The organism is Thiothrix unzii (assembly GCF_017901175.1).
In the GTDB taxonomy this organism is placed as follows: Bacteria; Pseudomonadota; Gammaproteobacteria; order Thiotrichales; family Thiotrichaceae; genus Thiothrix; species Thiothrix unzii.
The window spans coordinates 1,211,957-1,223,958 of the sequence record NZ_CP072793.1 but is presented as its reverse complement, the minus strand read 5'-3'; the positions used below and the strand labels follow the sequence as shown (position 1 = coordinate 1,223,958).

The window sequence follows — 12,002 nt, the reverse complement described above, 5'->3', positions numbered from 1 at the left end:
TGCCGGGATTATCAGGCAAAGAAGCCCTGACACTCGCTGCCAACACTCCTCCGGCGGCTGATGTCAGGGCTTTTTGCGTTTTACGGCTCGCTTTTGACTGGAGACAGCTTTATGTCTGTACCGCAACGCTTTAATTTGTTCGACTTTTCCAAGCCGAACATCCGCACCCTGCATTTGGGGTGGTTTGCCTTTTTCGTCAGCTTTATGGTGTGGTTTTCCCATGCGCCGCTGATGCCGTTTATCCGCGAGGCACTGCAACTGACGGACTTGCAGGCAAAAATCCTGCTGACGCTCAATGTGGCACTAACGATTCCTGCGCGGATTGTGGTGGGAATGCTGGTTGACCGCTACGGTCCACGCATTATGTTTGCCAGCATTCTGGTGCTGGGTGGCATCATCAGCATCTTGTTTGCGATGGCGCAAACTTATGAGCAGTTGGCATTCATGCGCTTCCTTGCAGGCTTTGTTGGTGCAGGGTTTGTGGTTGGTATCCGGCTGATTGCGGAATGGTTTCCCGCGCGTCAAACCGGGTTGGCGCAGGGCATTTACGGTGGCTGGGGTAATTTTGGTTCAGCAGGTGCAGCAGGTTTGTTGCCGATCATTGCCACCAGTGTCGGCGGTGCAGATGGCTGGCGTTACGGTGTGGTGACGGCTGGAGTGATTGCGATTGTCTATGGCTTTATCTATTACTGGCGGGTGCGTAATACGCCCAAAGGCTCAACCTATTTTAAGCCCAAAAAAACCGGGGCAATGGAAGTCAGCAGTGGGTTTGACCTGTTTTTGTACATCATTGCCAATATCCCGATGTATGCTGCACTTGCCGTGCTGACATGGAAACTGTCCCCAGCAGGCATGAAATTGTTGTCGGAGACGGTTGCCAACAGTATTTATGCCGTTTTATTAGCGACTTATCTGGTGCAGGTCTGGCAAATCTGGAAGGTGAATGCGCACATCCTCAAAGAACCTGTGCCAATGTTGCAACGCTATTCGTTTACGCAGGTGGCTATCCTCAATCTGGCATATATGGTGACATTCGGTACAGAACTGGCAGTGGTGTCGATGTTGCCGATGTTTTACGTGGATATGTTTGGGCTGGATAAGGTTACTGCGGGTTTGCTGGCCGGGTCGTATGCGGTCATCAATCTGGTTGCCCGCCCGATGGGTGGTTTGATTAGCGATAAGTACGGGCGCAAGATTACCTTGTTAGTGGTATTCGTTGGGATTGCATTGAGTTTCACCGTTTTAGGGCAGGTCAGCAAGGATTGGTCGGTGTTGATGGTGATTGGGGCAGCAACCTTGGGTGGGATTTTCTCGAAAGCCGGATCAGGTGCGGTGTATGCGATGGTGCCATTGATCCAGCGGCGTTTGACTGGGCAGATTGCAGGGATGTCGGGCGCGTATGGCAATGTCGGTGGGGTGACATTCCTCACGGTATTGGCAATGGTATCTACCCCCGTGTTTTTCCTCACCATTGCGGGGGTAGCAGCAGCCGTACTGGTGATGATAGCACTGTTCCTGCGTGAACCTAGTGGCACGATGGTGGAGGTTTTGCCAGACGGTACGGTACAAATGATTGAGGTGAAATAACGTGAAAATTAGCCTCGCCATCACCCTTGGGCAGCACTCCATCGCTGGGGTCAAACCACAAAATGAAGACTTTCATGGTGTGTGCGTTCCCAAGGGGGCAGTGCTGGACAGTAAAGGCATTGCCATTGTGTTGGCGGATGGGGTCAGTGCCAGTGAAGGCGGCAAGGAAGCCAGCCAAATTGCGGTGCACCAATTTCTGGATGACTATTTCAGCACCCCGGATTCGTGGACGGTCAAACACGCTGCTACCAAGGTGCTGGGTGCGCTCAACCTGTGGCTCTACAATCAGGGGCAACGCGAATATGCTGGAAGCAACGGGCTGGCAACGACGTTTTGCGCGGTTATTTTCAAATCACAGACAGCGTATTTGTTCCATGTGGGAGATAGCCGCATTTACCGCCTGCGTGACGGGCGGCTAGAGTGCCTGACCAAAGACCACCGCATCCAGTTCGGCACGGAACGCGAATACCTCGCGCGTGCCCTCGGCATTGATGCACGACTGGATGTGGATCACCGCACCCAGACCTTGCAGGAGGGCGATTGCTATTTGCTGACGACCGATGGCATCCATGATGTGCTAGATCGGGAATCGCTGGAAAGCCTGTTGCTGGCATCCCCACATGATCCACAGCAATGCGCGGAAAAGCTGGTGGCAACCGCCCTTGAGCGTGGCAGTCAGGATAACATCACCTGCCAGATTGCCTGTATTGACAGTCTGCCGGAAGCCAACAAGGATGAGTTTTACGGCAACCTCACCCGTTTGCCGTTTCCGCCAGACCTCAAAGCAGGCAATGTGCTAGACGGCTACCTGATTTTACGTGAGTTGAATGCCACTTCGCGTAGTCAGGTTTATCTGGCGGAAGACACGCTGGATACCGGGGTAGGAAAGGTGGTCATTAAAACCCCATCGGTCAATTTTAATGATGATCCCTTGTATATTGACCTGTTTTTACATGAAGAATGGGTTGCCAAACGGCTAAATTCCTCGCACCTCATCAAACTGGTGGAGCAAGCCAGCCGCCCGCGCACGTTTCTCTACAGCGTGGTGGAATACATTGAGGGGAAAACCTTACGTCAGTGGATGTTGGATAACCCTAACCCATCGGTTGCACAGGTGCGAGCCACCATTGACCAAATTTCCCGTGGCTTACGCACAATGCATCGGCTGGAAATGATCCATCAAGATTTAAAGCCAGATAATGTACTGATCGACCACAACAATACCCTCAAGATCATTGATTTTGGTTCTACCCGGATTGCGGGGTTGGCAGAAACCCAAACCGTGTTACAGCACAACCATATCGTTGGAACAGCCAGTTATTCCGCACCAGAGTATTTTCGGGGGCAGTCGGGGACAACACGTTCCGACATTTTCTCGTTAGGGGTTGTCGCTTACGAAATGTTCACGGGCAGGTTGCCATTCGGCGAGATAGAGCCGGAAAAAGCGGCGAAAAAGCGATTTGTTTACACCTCTGCCCGTTTGTATAACCCAGAAGTACCAGAATGGGTGGATGCCGCGCTGGAAAAAGCCACGCAGTCTAGCCCGGAAAAACGCTATGAGTTGCTCTCAGAGTTTGTGGCAGATTTGACCAAACCCAATAGCAGTCTGGTGGGAGATGGGCAAAGCCGCCCATTGCTGGAGCGCAATCCGGTGGCGTTTTGGCGGGGGGTAGCGTTGCTGGAACTGTTGGCTATTGTCGGATTGGTTTGGTTATTGGCTCATTAGGCAAGACATTGACACCCTCCACTCGGCAATAGCAATACAAAAATTGTTGCACTGCCCCCGCTGGAGTTTGGTGGTTAACTGTCAAACTGTCCAACAATCGAAACGAACGCCCGAATTCACCGTGCAAGGCTGTTGCATCGTAGCGCATGACATCCAAACCGCTACATTGCTTTGGTCCCTGTTCACCAAAAGTCGCCATAATCACATGCCCGGCTGGTTTAACTGCCCGCAACACTTGTTGCACATAACTCTGGCGGTCAGTTTCTTCGGTCAGGAAATGGAATACGGCACGGTCATGCCAAACATCGTAATGGTTTGGCGGTAAATCTATTTCCAGCACATTACCGACTAGCCACCGAATTTGTTCGGCTTTCACGCCTAAGCGTTGTTGAGTAATGAGCAAAGCGTGCGCTGAAATATCCAATAGGCTCACGTTAGCGTAGCCTGCTGCCAGCAAATCATCCGCCAGCGTTGCAGCACCTGAACCAATATCCAGAATGGCTGCATCGGGGTTGGGCGCAAGCTGCTGAATTAATTGCAGTGAGGTTTCAAGGCTGGGGGCATACCAACTGACACTAGCTGAATCTTTAGTCTGGTAGACATTATCCCAATGGTCTTGCTGGTTCATAGTTTACCTCTTTGGTGAGGGAAAAGGGCAGGCCAAGCTGCCTCAGAACCCATAAACAATCCCAAATCAGTAGGGATCGGCTTTCTGCACGGCGTTGCGTTCACTACTGTTGCAATGGAAAAGGTAGCAGGAGAAAAATAAACGTTAACCTCACAATGAAGCCGCCCCTCTGATTCATGCCGGGTAAATAGGGCGGTATCATCAGCATATCCATTCAGGCCATACGTTTGCCCAAAAAGTTCTCGTAGTTGTTCCAATGCAGGATGCGCCAGCATGGCATCCCCCAAGTTTTTGGTGAACCACGCTGTCATCGGCTTCTCCCCATTTTGAGGCTTATCTAACATTGAGTATCATATCCGGTGTACCGCAACAGAGAATACTGCCGAACGACTCCAAAAATTACCCTCCAGTTACGGGGGGGAAGAAAGCAACTTCATCACCTGGATGCACTAATGTTTCAGCATTAGCATATTCTTGATTGATGGATACCAACAGATTGGCAGGAAATACCGTTTCACCACTACTACGCTGCCAGACCTCCAGTACAGGGAGTGCAATAGCACTTTCCAGATTAGCTTGTCCCCGTTTAAGCCGCTCTTTCAGACTGGCAAAAAATAGTACTCTAATAGGTAGCATAGTGACTCCTTATTCTTCAGCGTTAATGAGACTTTATATTCTGACTTCAAATACAGGAAACAATCCGGCCAACTTCTCCAACAACCGAGTATCCTCCCACAAATAGGTGGTTTGTATGGGAATAGTAACAGTTAATGGTTGGCACGATTGTAATACAAAGTGTTTTACCCCACGTTTTGCCAATGTTTCAGCAAGTATTTCAAGTTCTGATTTCCTCACCAGAGCAACATCAACGGTTGTCCTAATCTCGTAATCTACATGATGAGCATTCAGCAACAAGTCTAGGCTTTCCTCCGCCTTGAACCCACTGCCTGCCAGTCCCGTCACTTTTTTATAGGCATGGAACGGGGCTTTGATGTCCAGCCCCACCCAATCCACATAAGGCAACACTTTCGCCAAGCGTGCAGGCATGATCCCCGCTGTGTGCAAAGCAATCTTGAATCCCAATGCTTTCACCACCTGCATTGCTTCCGGCAGACGTGGCTGTAACAAGGGTTCGCCGCCGCTGAACACCACCCCGTCCAGAAACCCGACCCTTTCCCGCAAAAAACGCATCACTTCTACCCATTCGAGCTTGTTGGGCACATCGGTACGCTGCAAATGCGGGTTATGGCAGTAGCGGCAATGCCACGGGCAGCCCTGACAAAACATAACCGCCGCCAGATGCCCCGGAAAGTCGATGCTGGTCAGCGGCACTAGCCCACCTAGCTGCAACACGCGCGTTTTCCTTCTAGCAGTGAGGAGTTTTCCACAAAAGGAAGGCGTTCGGCGTGTTCGCTTTGCTTGCCGGGGTTGAAGGAACTGACTGGGCGGTGGTAGCCCATCACCCGCGTCCACACTTCGCAACGCTGGCGTTCATTGTCTTCCAACCTAATCGGTTGCGGATTTACTGAATGGTGCATAAGGATTCCTCTCGTTTTTGGCGTAATAATTTTTCGTCACAGCGCGGGCAGAACTCATGTTCCCCTGCGAGATAACCGTGTTTGGGGCAGATGGAGAAGGTGGGTGTCACCGTGATGTACGGCAGGCGGAAACGTTCCAGACTGCGACGCACCAATTGCTTGCAGGCTGCCACACTGGAAATGCGTTCCTGCATATACAGGTGCAGCACCGTGCCGCCGTTGTACAGGGTTTGCAGCCCATCTTGCAGGCTCAGTGCCACAAACGGGTCATCGGTGTAGCCGACGGGCAACTGGGTGGAATTGGTGTAATACGGGCGTTCTGCTGTTCCCGCCTGCAAAATATCGGGGAAGCGTTTGCGGTCTTCCTTGGCAAAACGGTAGGTCGTGCCTTCCGCCGGAGTAGCCTCCAGATTGTACATATGCCCAGTTTCCGCCTGAAACTCACGCAAACGCCGCCGGATGTGGCGCAACAAACGTACTGCCAGTATTTGTCCGCCTGCTTCGCCGATGTGGGCGGTATCCGCGCTGAAATTGCGGATCATCTCGTTCACCCCGTTCACGCCGATGGTGGAAAAATGGTTACGCAAAGTCCCCAGATAACGTTGGGTGTAGGGGTAAAGCCCCTGATCCATGTGTTGCTGGATGACCTTGCGTTTGATTTCCAGACTATCACGCCCCAATTCCAGCAAGGTATCCAACCGCGCAAACAGCCCTGTCCTGTCACCCCGATACACATAGCCAAGTCGGGCGCAATTGATCGTGAATACCCCCAGCGAACCCGTCTGTTCCGCCGAGCCAAACAAACCATTACCACGCCGTTCCAGTTGGCTTAAATCCAGTTGCAGGCGACAACACATCGAGCGCACCATGCCCGGTTCTAACCCTGATTTCAGGAAATTCTGGAAGTACGGCAAACCGTATTTCGCCGTGACCCGAAACAGCAAATCGGTGTCAGGGGCATCCCACGGAAAATCGCGGGTAATGTTGTAGGTGGGGATCGGGAAGGTAAACACCCGCCCACACGCATCGCCTTCTTCCATGATTTCGAGGAAAGCACGGTTGATCATGCCCATTTCCGCTTGGCAGTCGCCGTAGCTGAAGGGCATTTCTTCCCCCGCAATTACCGGAATCTGCGGTTTCAGGTCATCCGGGCACGTCCAGTCGAAGGTCAAATTTGTGAACGGGGTTTGCGACCCCCAGCGCGAAGGGAAATTCAGGTTGAAAATGAACGACTGCATCAGTTGCCGCACATAGCCATAGTCCAGCGCATCCTTGCGGATGTAGGGCGCGAGGTAGGTATCGAAGGAACTGAACGCCTGTGCGCCCGCCCATTCGTTTTGCAATGTGCCGAGGAAATTCACCGCCTGCCACAAGGCGCTGTCCAGATGCTTGGGTGCTTTGGCATCGGTACGCCCCGGCACGCCATTGAAGCCTTCATGTAGCAGGGTACGCAATGACCAGCCCGCGCAATAACCACCTAGCATATCGAGGTCGTGGATATGCACGTCGCCCTCACGGTGCGCCTGCCCAATATCCGGCGGGTACACATGGTCGAGCCAGTAGTTGGCAATCATTTTCCCCGCCGTGTTCAGGATCAGCCCACCCACGGAATAGCCCTGATTGGCGTTGGCATTTACCCGCCAATCACGCTGTTGCAAATAGCTGTCGATGGTGTCGGCAACCGCCACGCAGCTCATGCCAGCCACTCCCTTACCCCCGTACCTGCCAGCCTGTCCATGTAACGGGCGCGGTATAGCAGGCGGCGACGGTCTTGCGTGTCCGTAAAGCCGCTGCGGTCGTGCAGCACATTATTGCTGACCAAACCCATGCCCGGTTCGAGCTTGCCCCGGAAAATGTAGGTCGAGTCACCTTCCAGCCAGTCGCCAAGGGCTGCCAGTGCTTCGCGGGTCAGCGGGTCATCCTTCCATACCACATTCCTACCCCGGATGGTGTAGCGCATATGCAAATCCCCTGTCACCGCGTCAACCGAAAATACCGGCCCGACATTTTTCGCACGTGCCACGATGTCACCATCGGTGCGGGCGGGGATGGTCATCACATCCGGCTGCATCAGGGCGCGGATGTAGTCTGGGTTTTGGTCACGCAGGCGCAGGTAGGCAATTTCGTGATCCAGCAGACGATTTTCGCCGCCCTCTGGCGCACTTTGCACACAATGCAGCAGCAGTCCGTGGATTTGTTGTTCCGGCAGATTGTAATAGCCGTCGGTATGCCACTGGATCAGGCGGTTGCTGTAGGGGATGTAATGTTCGCGTGCCCCACTATTCACAGCAGCAACGGTCAAAGATGTCAGCCCATCATTATCCGCCAACCAATTGTGGTCGAGATGCTGCAAGCCAAATTGCTGCGCCATGCGGTGTGGAATGGAGCGGTCGGGATCATCCCCGGTTTTGCCCGCATAAATCACCATATTAGCCTTGCGGCAGCGAGCCAGCATCGCTTGGTGTTCCGTAACGGTCAGGTGGCGCGGATCACGGACTTCCACAATCAGATCATCCAGATATATCGGATAGTGTTGTAACTTTTGCTCACGCCAGCATTGGTATAGAGCGTCATTATCAGGTGAGAAAGGGCTATACATCGTTAGTGATACCTCGTTGTGAATACTACATGTAGTGATTTAATTTGTGAAAAGCACTATATGTAGAATTCAAGCAATCAACCTTGACTTAAGTCAAGGCGGTGAATGTAAAGGAAGCTACACTAGGTTCGCATACAAATGCAGGGAGGCAGGATACAAAGTGAAACGATATAACGTCATTATTACCGGGCCTGATGGTGCGGGAAAAACGACGGCAGTGCAGTCTGTCAGTGATGATGGCAAGGCTTCATCCACGATGTTGGGTGGTATGTCTGTAGATTATGGTGTTGCCAATCTAAGCCCCACAGAACAGGCTCATTTGTACGGTATTTCCGGGGAAGGCTCTTTTGACCCTATCGGGGATATTTTGATCCAAAGTGCCAATGGCTTGCTTGTGATGCTGGATAATCGCCGTAACAACCCCTTCCGCGACCTGAAACGCCATACCGCCAAATTTTCCCATCTGTTGGCAAGTCAGCAGGTGGTGGTAGGCATAACCCACTGCGATCATACTCGCACAGAACCTTTAGAACGTTACCGACAGTGGGCACAGGAAAACCTGCCCATAAGGGTGGAGCTGGTTCCGATTGATGCCCGTAACCAAGCGGACATCCTTGACCTGCTCATTCAAGTGCTACAATCTTGTCGCCAGCCATCGCCACCCCAGCCTGTTGACTTGCCCGCCCAACCATTGGTAACAGAAACGGCTACGCAAGCTCTTATTACCCCAGCCGCTACACAACCTGATCCTTCACCACCCGACAAAACATGGCGGAAAAGACTGTGGAATATGGTTTATCTAGAATGAAGCTTGCCACGCACCCCATGAATTCAAGTAATCGTCACCTGTAATTGTTTAACTCCTCAGAATTGAGTCAATGTGAACCACGTATTTAATTTTAGTGCTGGCCCCGCCATGTTGCCGCAACCCATCCTCGAACAAGCGCAACGTGAAATGCTGAATTGGCAAGGCACGGGAATGTCTGTCATAGAAATGAGCCATCGGGGAACGGAATTTATGTCCATCGCCGCCCAAGCAGAAGCGGACTTGCGTGACATTATGGGTATCCCACCGAATTATAAGGTGCTGTTTTTGCAAGGTGGCGCCAGCAGCCAATTTGCCATGATTCCAATGAATTTATTGCGTGGCAAACGCACTGCTGATTATGTTGAAACGGGGGATTGGTCATCCAAAGCCATCCATGAAGCGAACAAATACTGCAACGTCAAGGTAGTCACTTCCACGAAAGCCAGTAGCTACACCCATATACCGGCATTCACTAGCTGGAACTGTAACCCCCACGCTGCCTACCTTCACTACACCCCGAACGAAACGATCAGGGGCGTTGAGTTCCCCTTTGTGCCAGAAACGGGTGATGTACCACTGGTGGCGGATATGTCTTCCAGCATCTTGTCGTGCCCAGTCAATGTCAGTCAGTTCGGGCTGATTTATGCTGGCGCACAGAAAAACATCGGCCCAGCCGGTTTGGTCGTGGTTATTGTCCGTGATGATCTACTCGGTAACAGTGCCAGTGGCACGCCAAGCTTGTACGATTACCAAATACTGGCTGATCACCAATCCATGTATAACACCCCACCCACCTATGCGTGGTATTTATCCGGTCTGGTTTTCCAATGGATTAAGCAGCAAGGTGGGGTGACAAGCCTCGCGGCGACTAATGCGCGTAAAGCCCAGAAGTTATATGCAACCATTGACGCATCCCACGGTTTCTATCAAAACCCAGTTGAACCACCGTACCGTTCCCGGATGAATGTGCCATTCATGCTGGCGGATAAGCAGCATGAAAACCTGTTTTTAGCGGAAGCTTTGGAATCAGGACTTGCGAACCTGCAAGGACACCGTTTTCTGGGTGGAATGCGTGCCAGTATCTACAACGCCATGCCTGAAGCAGGCGTAGAGGCGTTGGTAGATTTTATGCAAGATTTCATGCAACGGTATGGCTAACCCATGAACCTTGCCAAACACCTCAACACTTTCGGGCAATACCTGCTACACCGCCACGGCGAGCGGGTACATAAACTCGCCCTCAATGCCAGCTTCACCTGCCCCAACCGTGATGGCAGTATCGGGCGCGGCGGTTGCACCTTTTGCAATAATGCCTCCTTCAACCCACAAGGCAGGCACCCGCCTACCATCGCCGAGCAAATTGCCGCAGGGCGGGCGGTATTGGCAAAACGTACCGGGGCGAAAAAATTCCTCGCTTATTTTCAGGCATACACCAACACCTATGCCACGCTGGAAGTGCTGAAACCGCTCTATGACCAAGCACTCGCAGAACCGGATGTCATCGGTTTGAGTATTGGCACGCGCCCGGATTGTGTCCCCAATGCTGTGCTGGATTTACTCGCCAGTTACCGCGACCAAGGCTATGAGGTATGGCTGGAACTGGGACTACAATCCAGCTTCGATCGTACCTTACGCCGGGTCAACAGGGGGCATGGTTTCGCCGCCTATGCGGATGCAGTGCAACGCGCCCATGCTCGCCAGTTGCCGGTATGTACCCACTTGATTGCGGGATTACCCGGTGAAGGTGCTTCTCACAGCCGCGTAACGCTGCAACGGGTGCTGGATTTGGGCGTGGAAGGCTTAAAATTACACCCGCTACACGTCGTCAAAGGCACGCAACTGGCGAATGAATGGCGGCGCAATGAATACCAACCGCTGACACTGGATGAATACGTGGAACTTGCCGTCACCCTGATTCGTAAAACACCACCGGATGTTACTTTTCACCGTGTGACTGCTACCGCCTCACCCGACATCCTCCTTGCGCCGCAATGGTGCGGCAAAAAGTGGCTGGTACTGAACAAGATTGCCGAACAATTGGGAGCTTAAACCGTGCTGACGATTACCCTTGATGAAAACATTCCTTACGCTGCTGAAGCCTTTAATACACTGGGGCAAACCCGGCTGGTGGCAGGGCGTGTTATGTGCAATGCCGATTTGCAGGACACGGATATATTGGTGGTACGTTCTGTCACCAAGGTGAATGCGCAACTGCTGGCAGGTACGTCGGTGCGTTTCGTCGCCACCGCCACGGCGGGTTTTGACCACATTGACCTCGATTACCTGCGCAAACAGGGTATCGGCTTTGCGCGTGCGCCCGGTTGCAATGCGGTATCGGCGGCGGAATACGTGCTGGCTGCCGTCAGCCATTGGTCATTGCTGCGGGACAAACCGTTGCAGGGGCGCAGCATCGGCATTATCGGGCATGGCAACGTCGGCTCACGGGTCAGGCAATTGTGTGAAGCCCAAGGGCTGTGTTGTGTGGCGAATGACCCACCCCTGCAAGCGCAAGGCTACAGCGGTTTGCATTCACTGGAAGCGGCTCTTGCCTGCGATATTGTCACGCTGCACGTCCCTTTTACTCGCGTTGGCGAATACCCGACGTTTCGGCTGCTGGATGCGGCAAGGATTAACCGCTTGCGCCCCGGCACGTTATTGCTGAACACCGCGCGTGGCGGGGTGGTGGACGAAAGCACCTTACTGAAACGCTTACAAACCCGTGTTGATTTGGATGTGGTGCTGGATACATGGGAAAACGAACCCGCCATCAACCTGACCATGCTCCAACATACCTTGCTGGGTACACCGCATATTGCGGGTTACAGCCTTGATGGAAGAGTGCGCGGCACGGAGATGGTGTATCGTGCCTGCTGTGAGTTTTTACAGGTGCAACCGTGTTGGCAGTCGCCGTTGCCCCCGACCGAACCATTACCCAATACAGACACAGAAGATAAACGCCGGGACATCCTCCATGCTTACAATATTCGTGAAGATGACCGACGCATGAATGCGTTGCTGTACAACAAGGAACTGGATGTATCCCTCCATTTCGACCAGTTACGCAAAACCTATCCAGTACGACGGGAATTCAGTGGTTTATCCTGAATGTTAAAAAT

13 protein-coding genes are annotated in these 12,002 nt (G+C 52.6%); 6 read left to right on the top strand and 7 right to left on the bottom strand.

Going from position 1 to position 12,002, the window contains the following annotated elements; all coding sequences use genetic code 11:
• Positions 1-111 precede the first annotated feature (111 nt).
• Positions 112-1,587, top strand: coding sequence for an MFS transporter (locus J9260_RS06375; RefSeq protein WP_210220184.1), 1,476 nt, complete (start codon positions 112-114; stop codon positions 1,585-1,587).
• Position 1,588: 1 nt separating this feature from the next.
• Positions 1,589-3,313 (top strand): bifunctional protein-serine/threonine kinase/phosphatase, encoded by a 1,725-nt coding sequence (locus J9260_RS06370; RefSeq protein ID WP_210220183.1) that lies wholly within the window; start codon positions 1,589-1,591, stop codon positions 3,311-3,313.
• Here J9260_RS06370 and J9260_RS06365 read toward each other — a convergent pair.
• From J9260_RS06365 to J9260_RS06335, 7 genes are read right to left on the bottom strand one after another with little or no spacing between them, the layout of a single operon-like run.
• Positions 3,279-3,941 carry a class I SAM-dependent methyltransferase gene (locus J9260_RS06365; protein ID WP_210220182.1) on the bottom strand — a complete coding sequence of 221 codons (663 nt, stop codon included), beginning with the start codon at positions 3,939-3,941 and terminating at the stop codon, positions 3,279-3,281. The two genes, J9260_RS06370 and J9260_RS06365, sit on opposite strands and share 35 nt — an antisense overlap.
• The gene (locus tag J9260_RS06360) at positions 3,938-4,285 is read right to left on the bottom strand and encodes a hypothetical protein (RefSeq protein ID WP_246499664.1); all 348 of its coding nucleotides are present in this window, start codon (positions 4,283-4,285) and stop codon (positions 3,938-3,940) included. The genes J9260_RS06365 and J9260_RS06360 overlap by 4 nt, the downstream gene beginning before the upstream one ends.
• A gap of 55 nt (positions 4,286-4,340) precedes the next feature.
• Positions 4,341-4,577 carry a MoaD/ThiS family protein gene (locus J9260_RS06355; protein ID WP_210220181.1) on the bottom strand — a complete coding sequence of 79 codons (237 nt, stop codon included), beginning with the start codon at positions 4,575-4,577 and terminating at the stop codon, positions 4,341-4,343.
• A 33-nt stretch (positions 4,578-4,610) separates the two neighbouring features.
• Entirely contained in the window at positions 4,611-5,294 is a 684-nt protein-coding gene (locus J9260_RS06350; RefSeq protein WP_210220180.1) for an anaerobic ribonucleoside-triphosphate reductase activating protein, read from the bottom strand.
• On the bottom strand, positions 5,282-5,479 hold the full coding sequence (nrdD, locus tag J9260_RS18800; RefSeq protein WP_210220179.1) for an anaerobic ribonucleoside-triphosphate reductase: 198 nt from the start codon (positions 5,477-5,479) through the stop codon (positions 5,282-5,284). The genes J9260_RS06350 and nrdD overlap by 13 nt, the downstream gene beginning before the upstream one ends.
• The gene (locus J9260_RS06340; protein ID WP_210220178.1) at positions 5,464-7,176 is read right to left on the bottom strand and encodes a ribonucleoside triphosphate reductase; all 1,713 of its coding nucleotides are present in this window, start codon (positions 7,174-7,176) and stop codon (positions 5,464-5,466) included. Before J9260_RS06340 ends, nrdD begins: the two co-directional genes overlap by 16 nt.
• The gene (locus J9260_RS06335; RefSeq protein WP_210220177.1) at positions 7,173-8,078 is read right to left on the bottom strand and encodes a TauD/TfdA family dioxygenase; all 906 of its coding nucleotides are present in this window, start codon (positions 8,076-8,078) and stop codon (positions 7,173-7,175) included. Before J9260_RS06335 ends, J9260_RS06340 begins: the two co-directional genes overlap by 4 nt.
• A gap of 160 nt (positions 8,079-8,238) precedes the next feature.
• Between J9260_RS06335 and J9260_RS06330 the strand changes: the two genes are divergently transcribed.
• From J9260_RS06330 to J9260_RS06315, 4 genes are all read left to right on the top strand, one after another.
• Positions 8,239-8,886 carry a GTP-binding protein gene (locus tag J9260_RS06330; protein ID WP_210220176.1) on the top strand — a complete coding sequence of 216 codons (648 nt, stop codon included), beginning with the start codon at positions 8,239-8,241 and terminating at the stop codon, positions 8,884-8,886.
• A gap of 72 nt (positions 8,887-8,958) precedes the next feature.
• Positions 8,959-10,044, top strand: a complete 1,086-nt coding sequence (gene serC, locus J9260_RS06325; protein ID WP_210220175.1) for a 3-phosphoserine/phosphohydroxythreonine transaminase — start codon at positions 8,959-8,961, stop codon at positions 10,042-10,044.
• A gap of 3 nt (positions 10,045-10,047) precedes the next feature.
• Entirely contained in the window at positions 10,048-10,935 is an 888-nt protein-coding gene (gene mnmL / locus J9260_RS06320; RefSeq protein ID WP_210220174.1) for a tRNA modification radical SAM protein MnmL/YtqA, read from the top strand.
• Positions 10,936-10,938: 3 nt separating this feature from the next.
• Positions 10,939-11,991 (top strand): 4-phosphoerythronate dehydrogenase, encoded by a 1,053-nt coding sequence (locus tag J9260_RS06315; protein ID WP_210220173.1) that lies wholly within the window; start codon positions 10,939-10,941, stop codon positions 11,989-11,991.
• Positions 11,992-12,002: the final 11 nt, after the last annotated feature.

What these genes read in the sequence shown, in the direction of transcription:
- J9260_RS06375 (WP_210220184.1), top strand. Translation starts at nt 112, where the DNA reads ATGTCTGTACCGCAACGCTTTAATTTGTTCGACTTTTCCAAGCCGAAC.
- J9260_RS06365 (WP_210220182.1), bottom strand. Translation starts at nt 3,941, where the DNA reads ATGAACCAGCAAGACCATTGGGATAATGTCTACCAGACTAAAGATTCA.
- J9260_RS06360 (WP_246499664.1), bottom strand. Translation starts at nt 4,285, where the DNA reads ATGTTAGATAAGCCTCAAAATGGGGAGAAGCCGATGACAGCGTGGTTC.
- J9260_RS06355 (WP_210220181.1), bottom strand. Translation starts at nt 4,577, where the DNA reads ATGCTACCTATTAGAGTACTATTTTTTGCCAGTCTGAAAGAGCGGCTT.
- nrdD (WP_210220179.1), bottom strand. Translation starts at nt 5,479, where the DNA reads ATGCACCATTCAGTAAATCCGCAACCGATTAGGTTGGAAGACAATGAA.
- J9260_RS06340 (WP_210220178.1), bottom strand. Translation starts at nt 7,176, where the DNA reads ATGAGCTGCGTGGCGGTTGCCGACACCATCGACAGCTATTTGCAACAG.
- J9260_RS06335 (WP_210220177.1), bottom strand. Translation starts at nt 8,078, where the DNA reads ATGTATAGCCCTTTCTCACCTGATAATGACGCTCTATACCAATGCTGG.
- mnmL (WP_210220174.1), top strand. Translation starts at nt 10,048, where the DNA reads ATGAACCTTGCCAAACACCTCAACACTTTCGGGCAATACCTGCTACAC.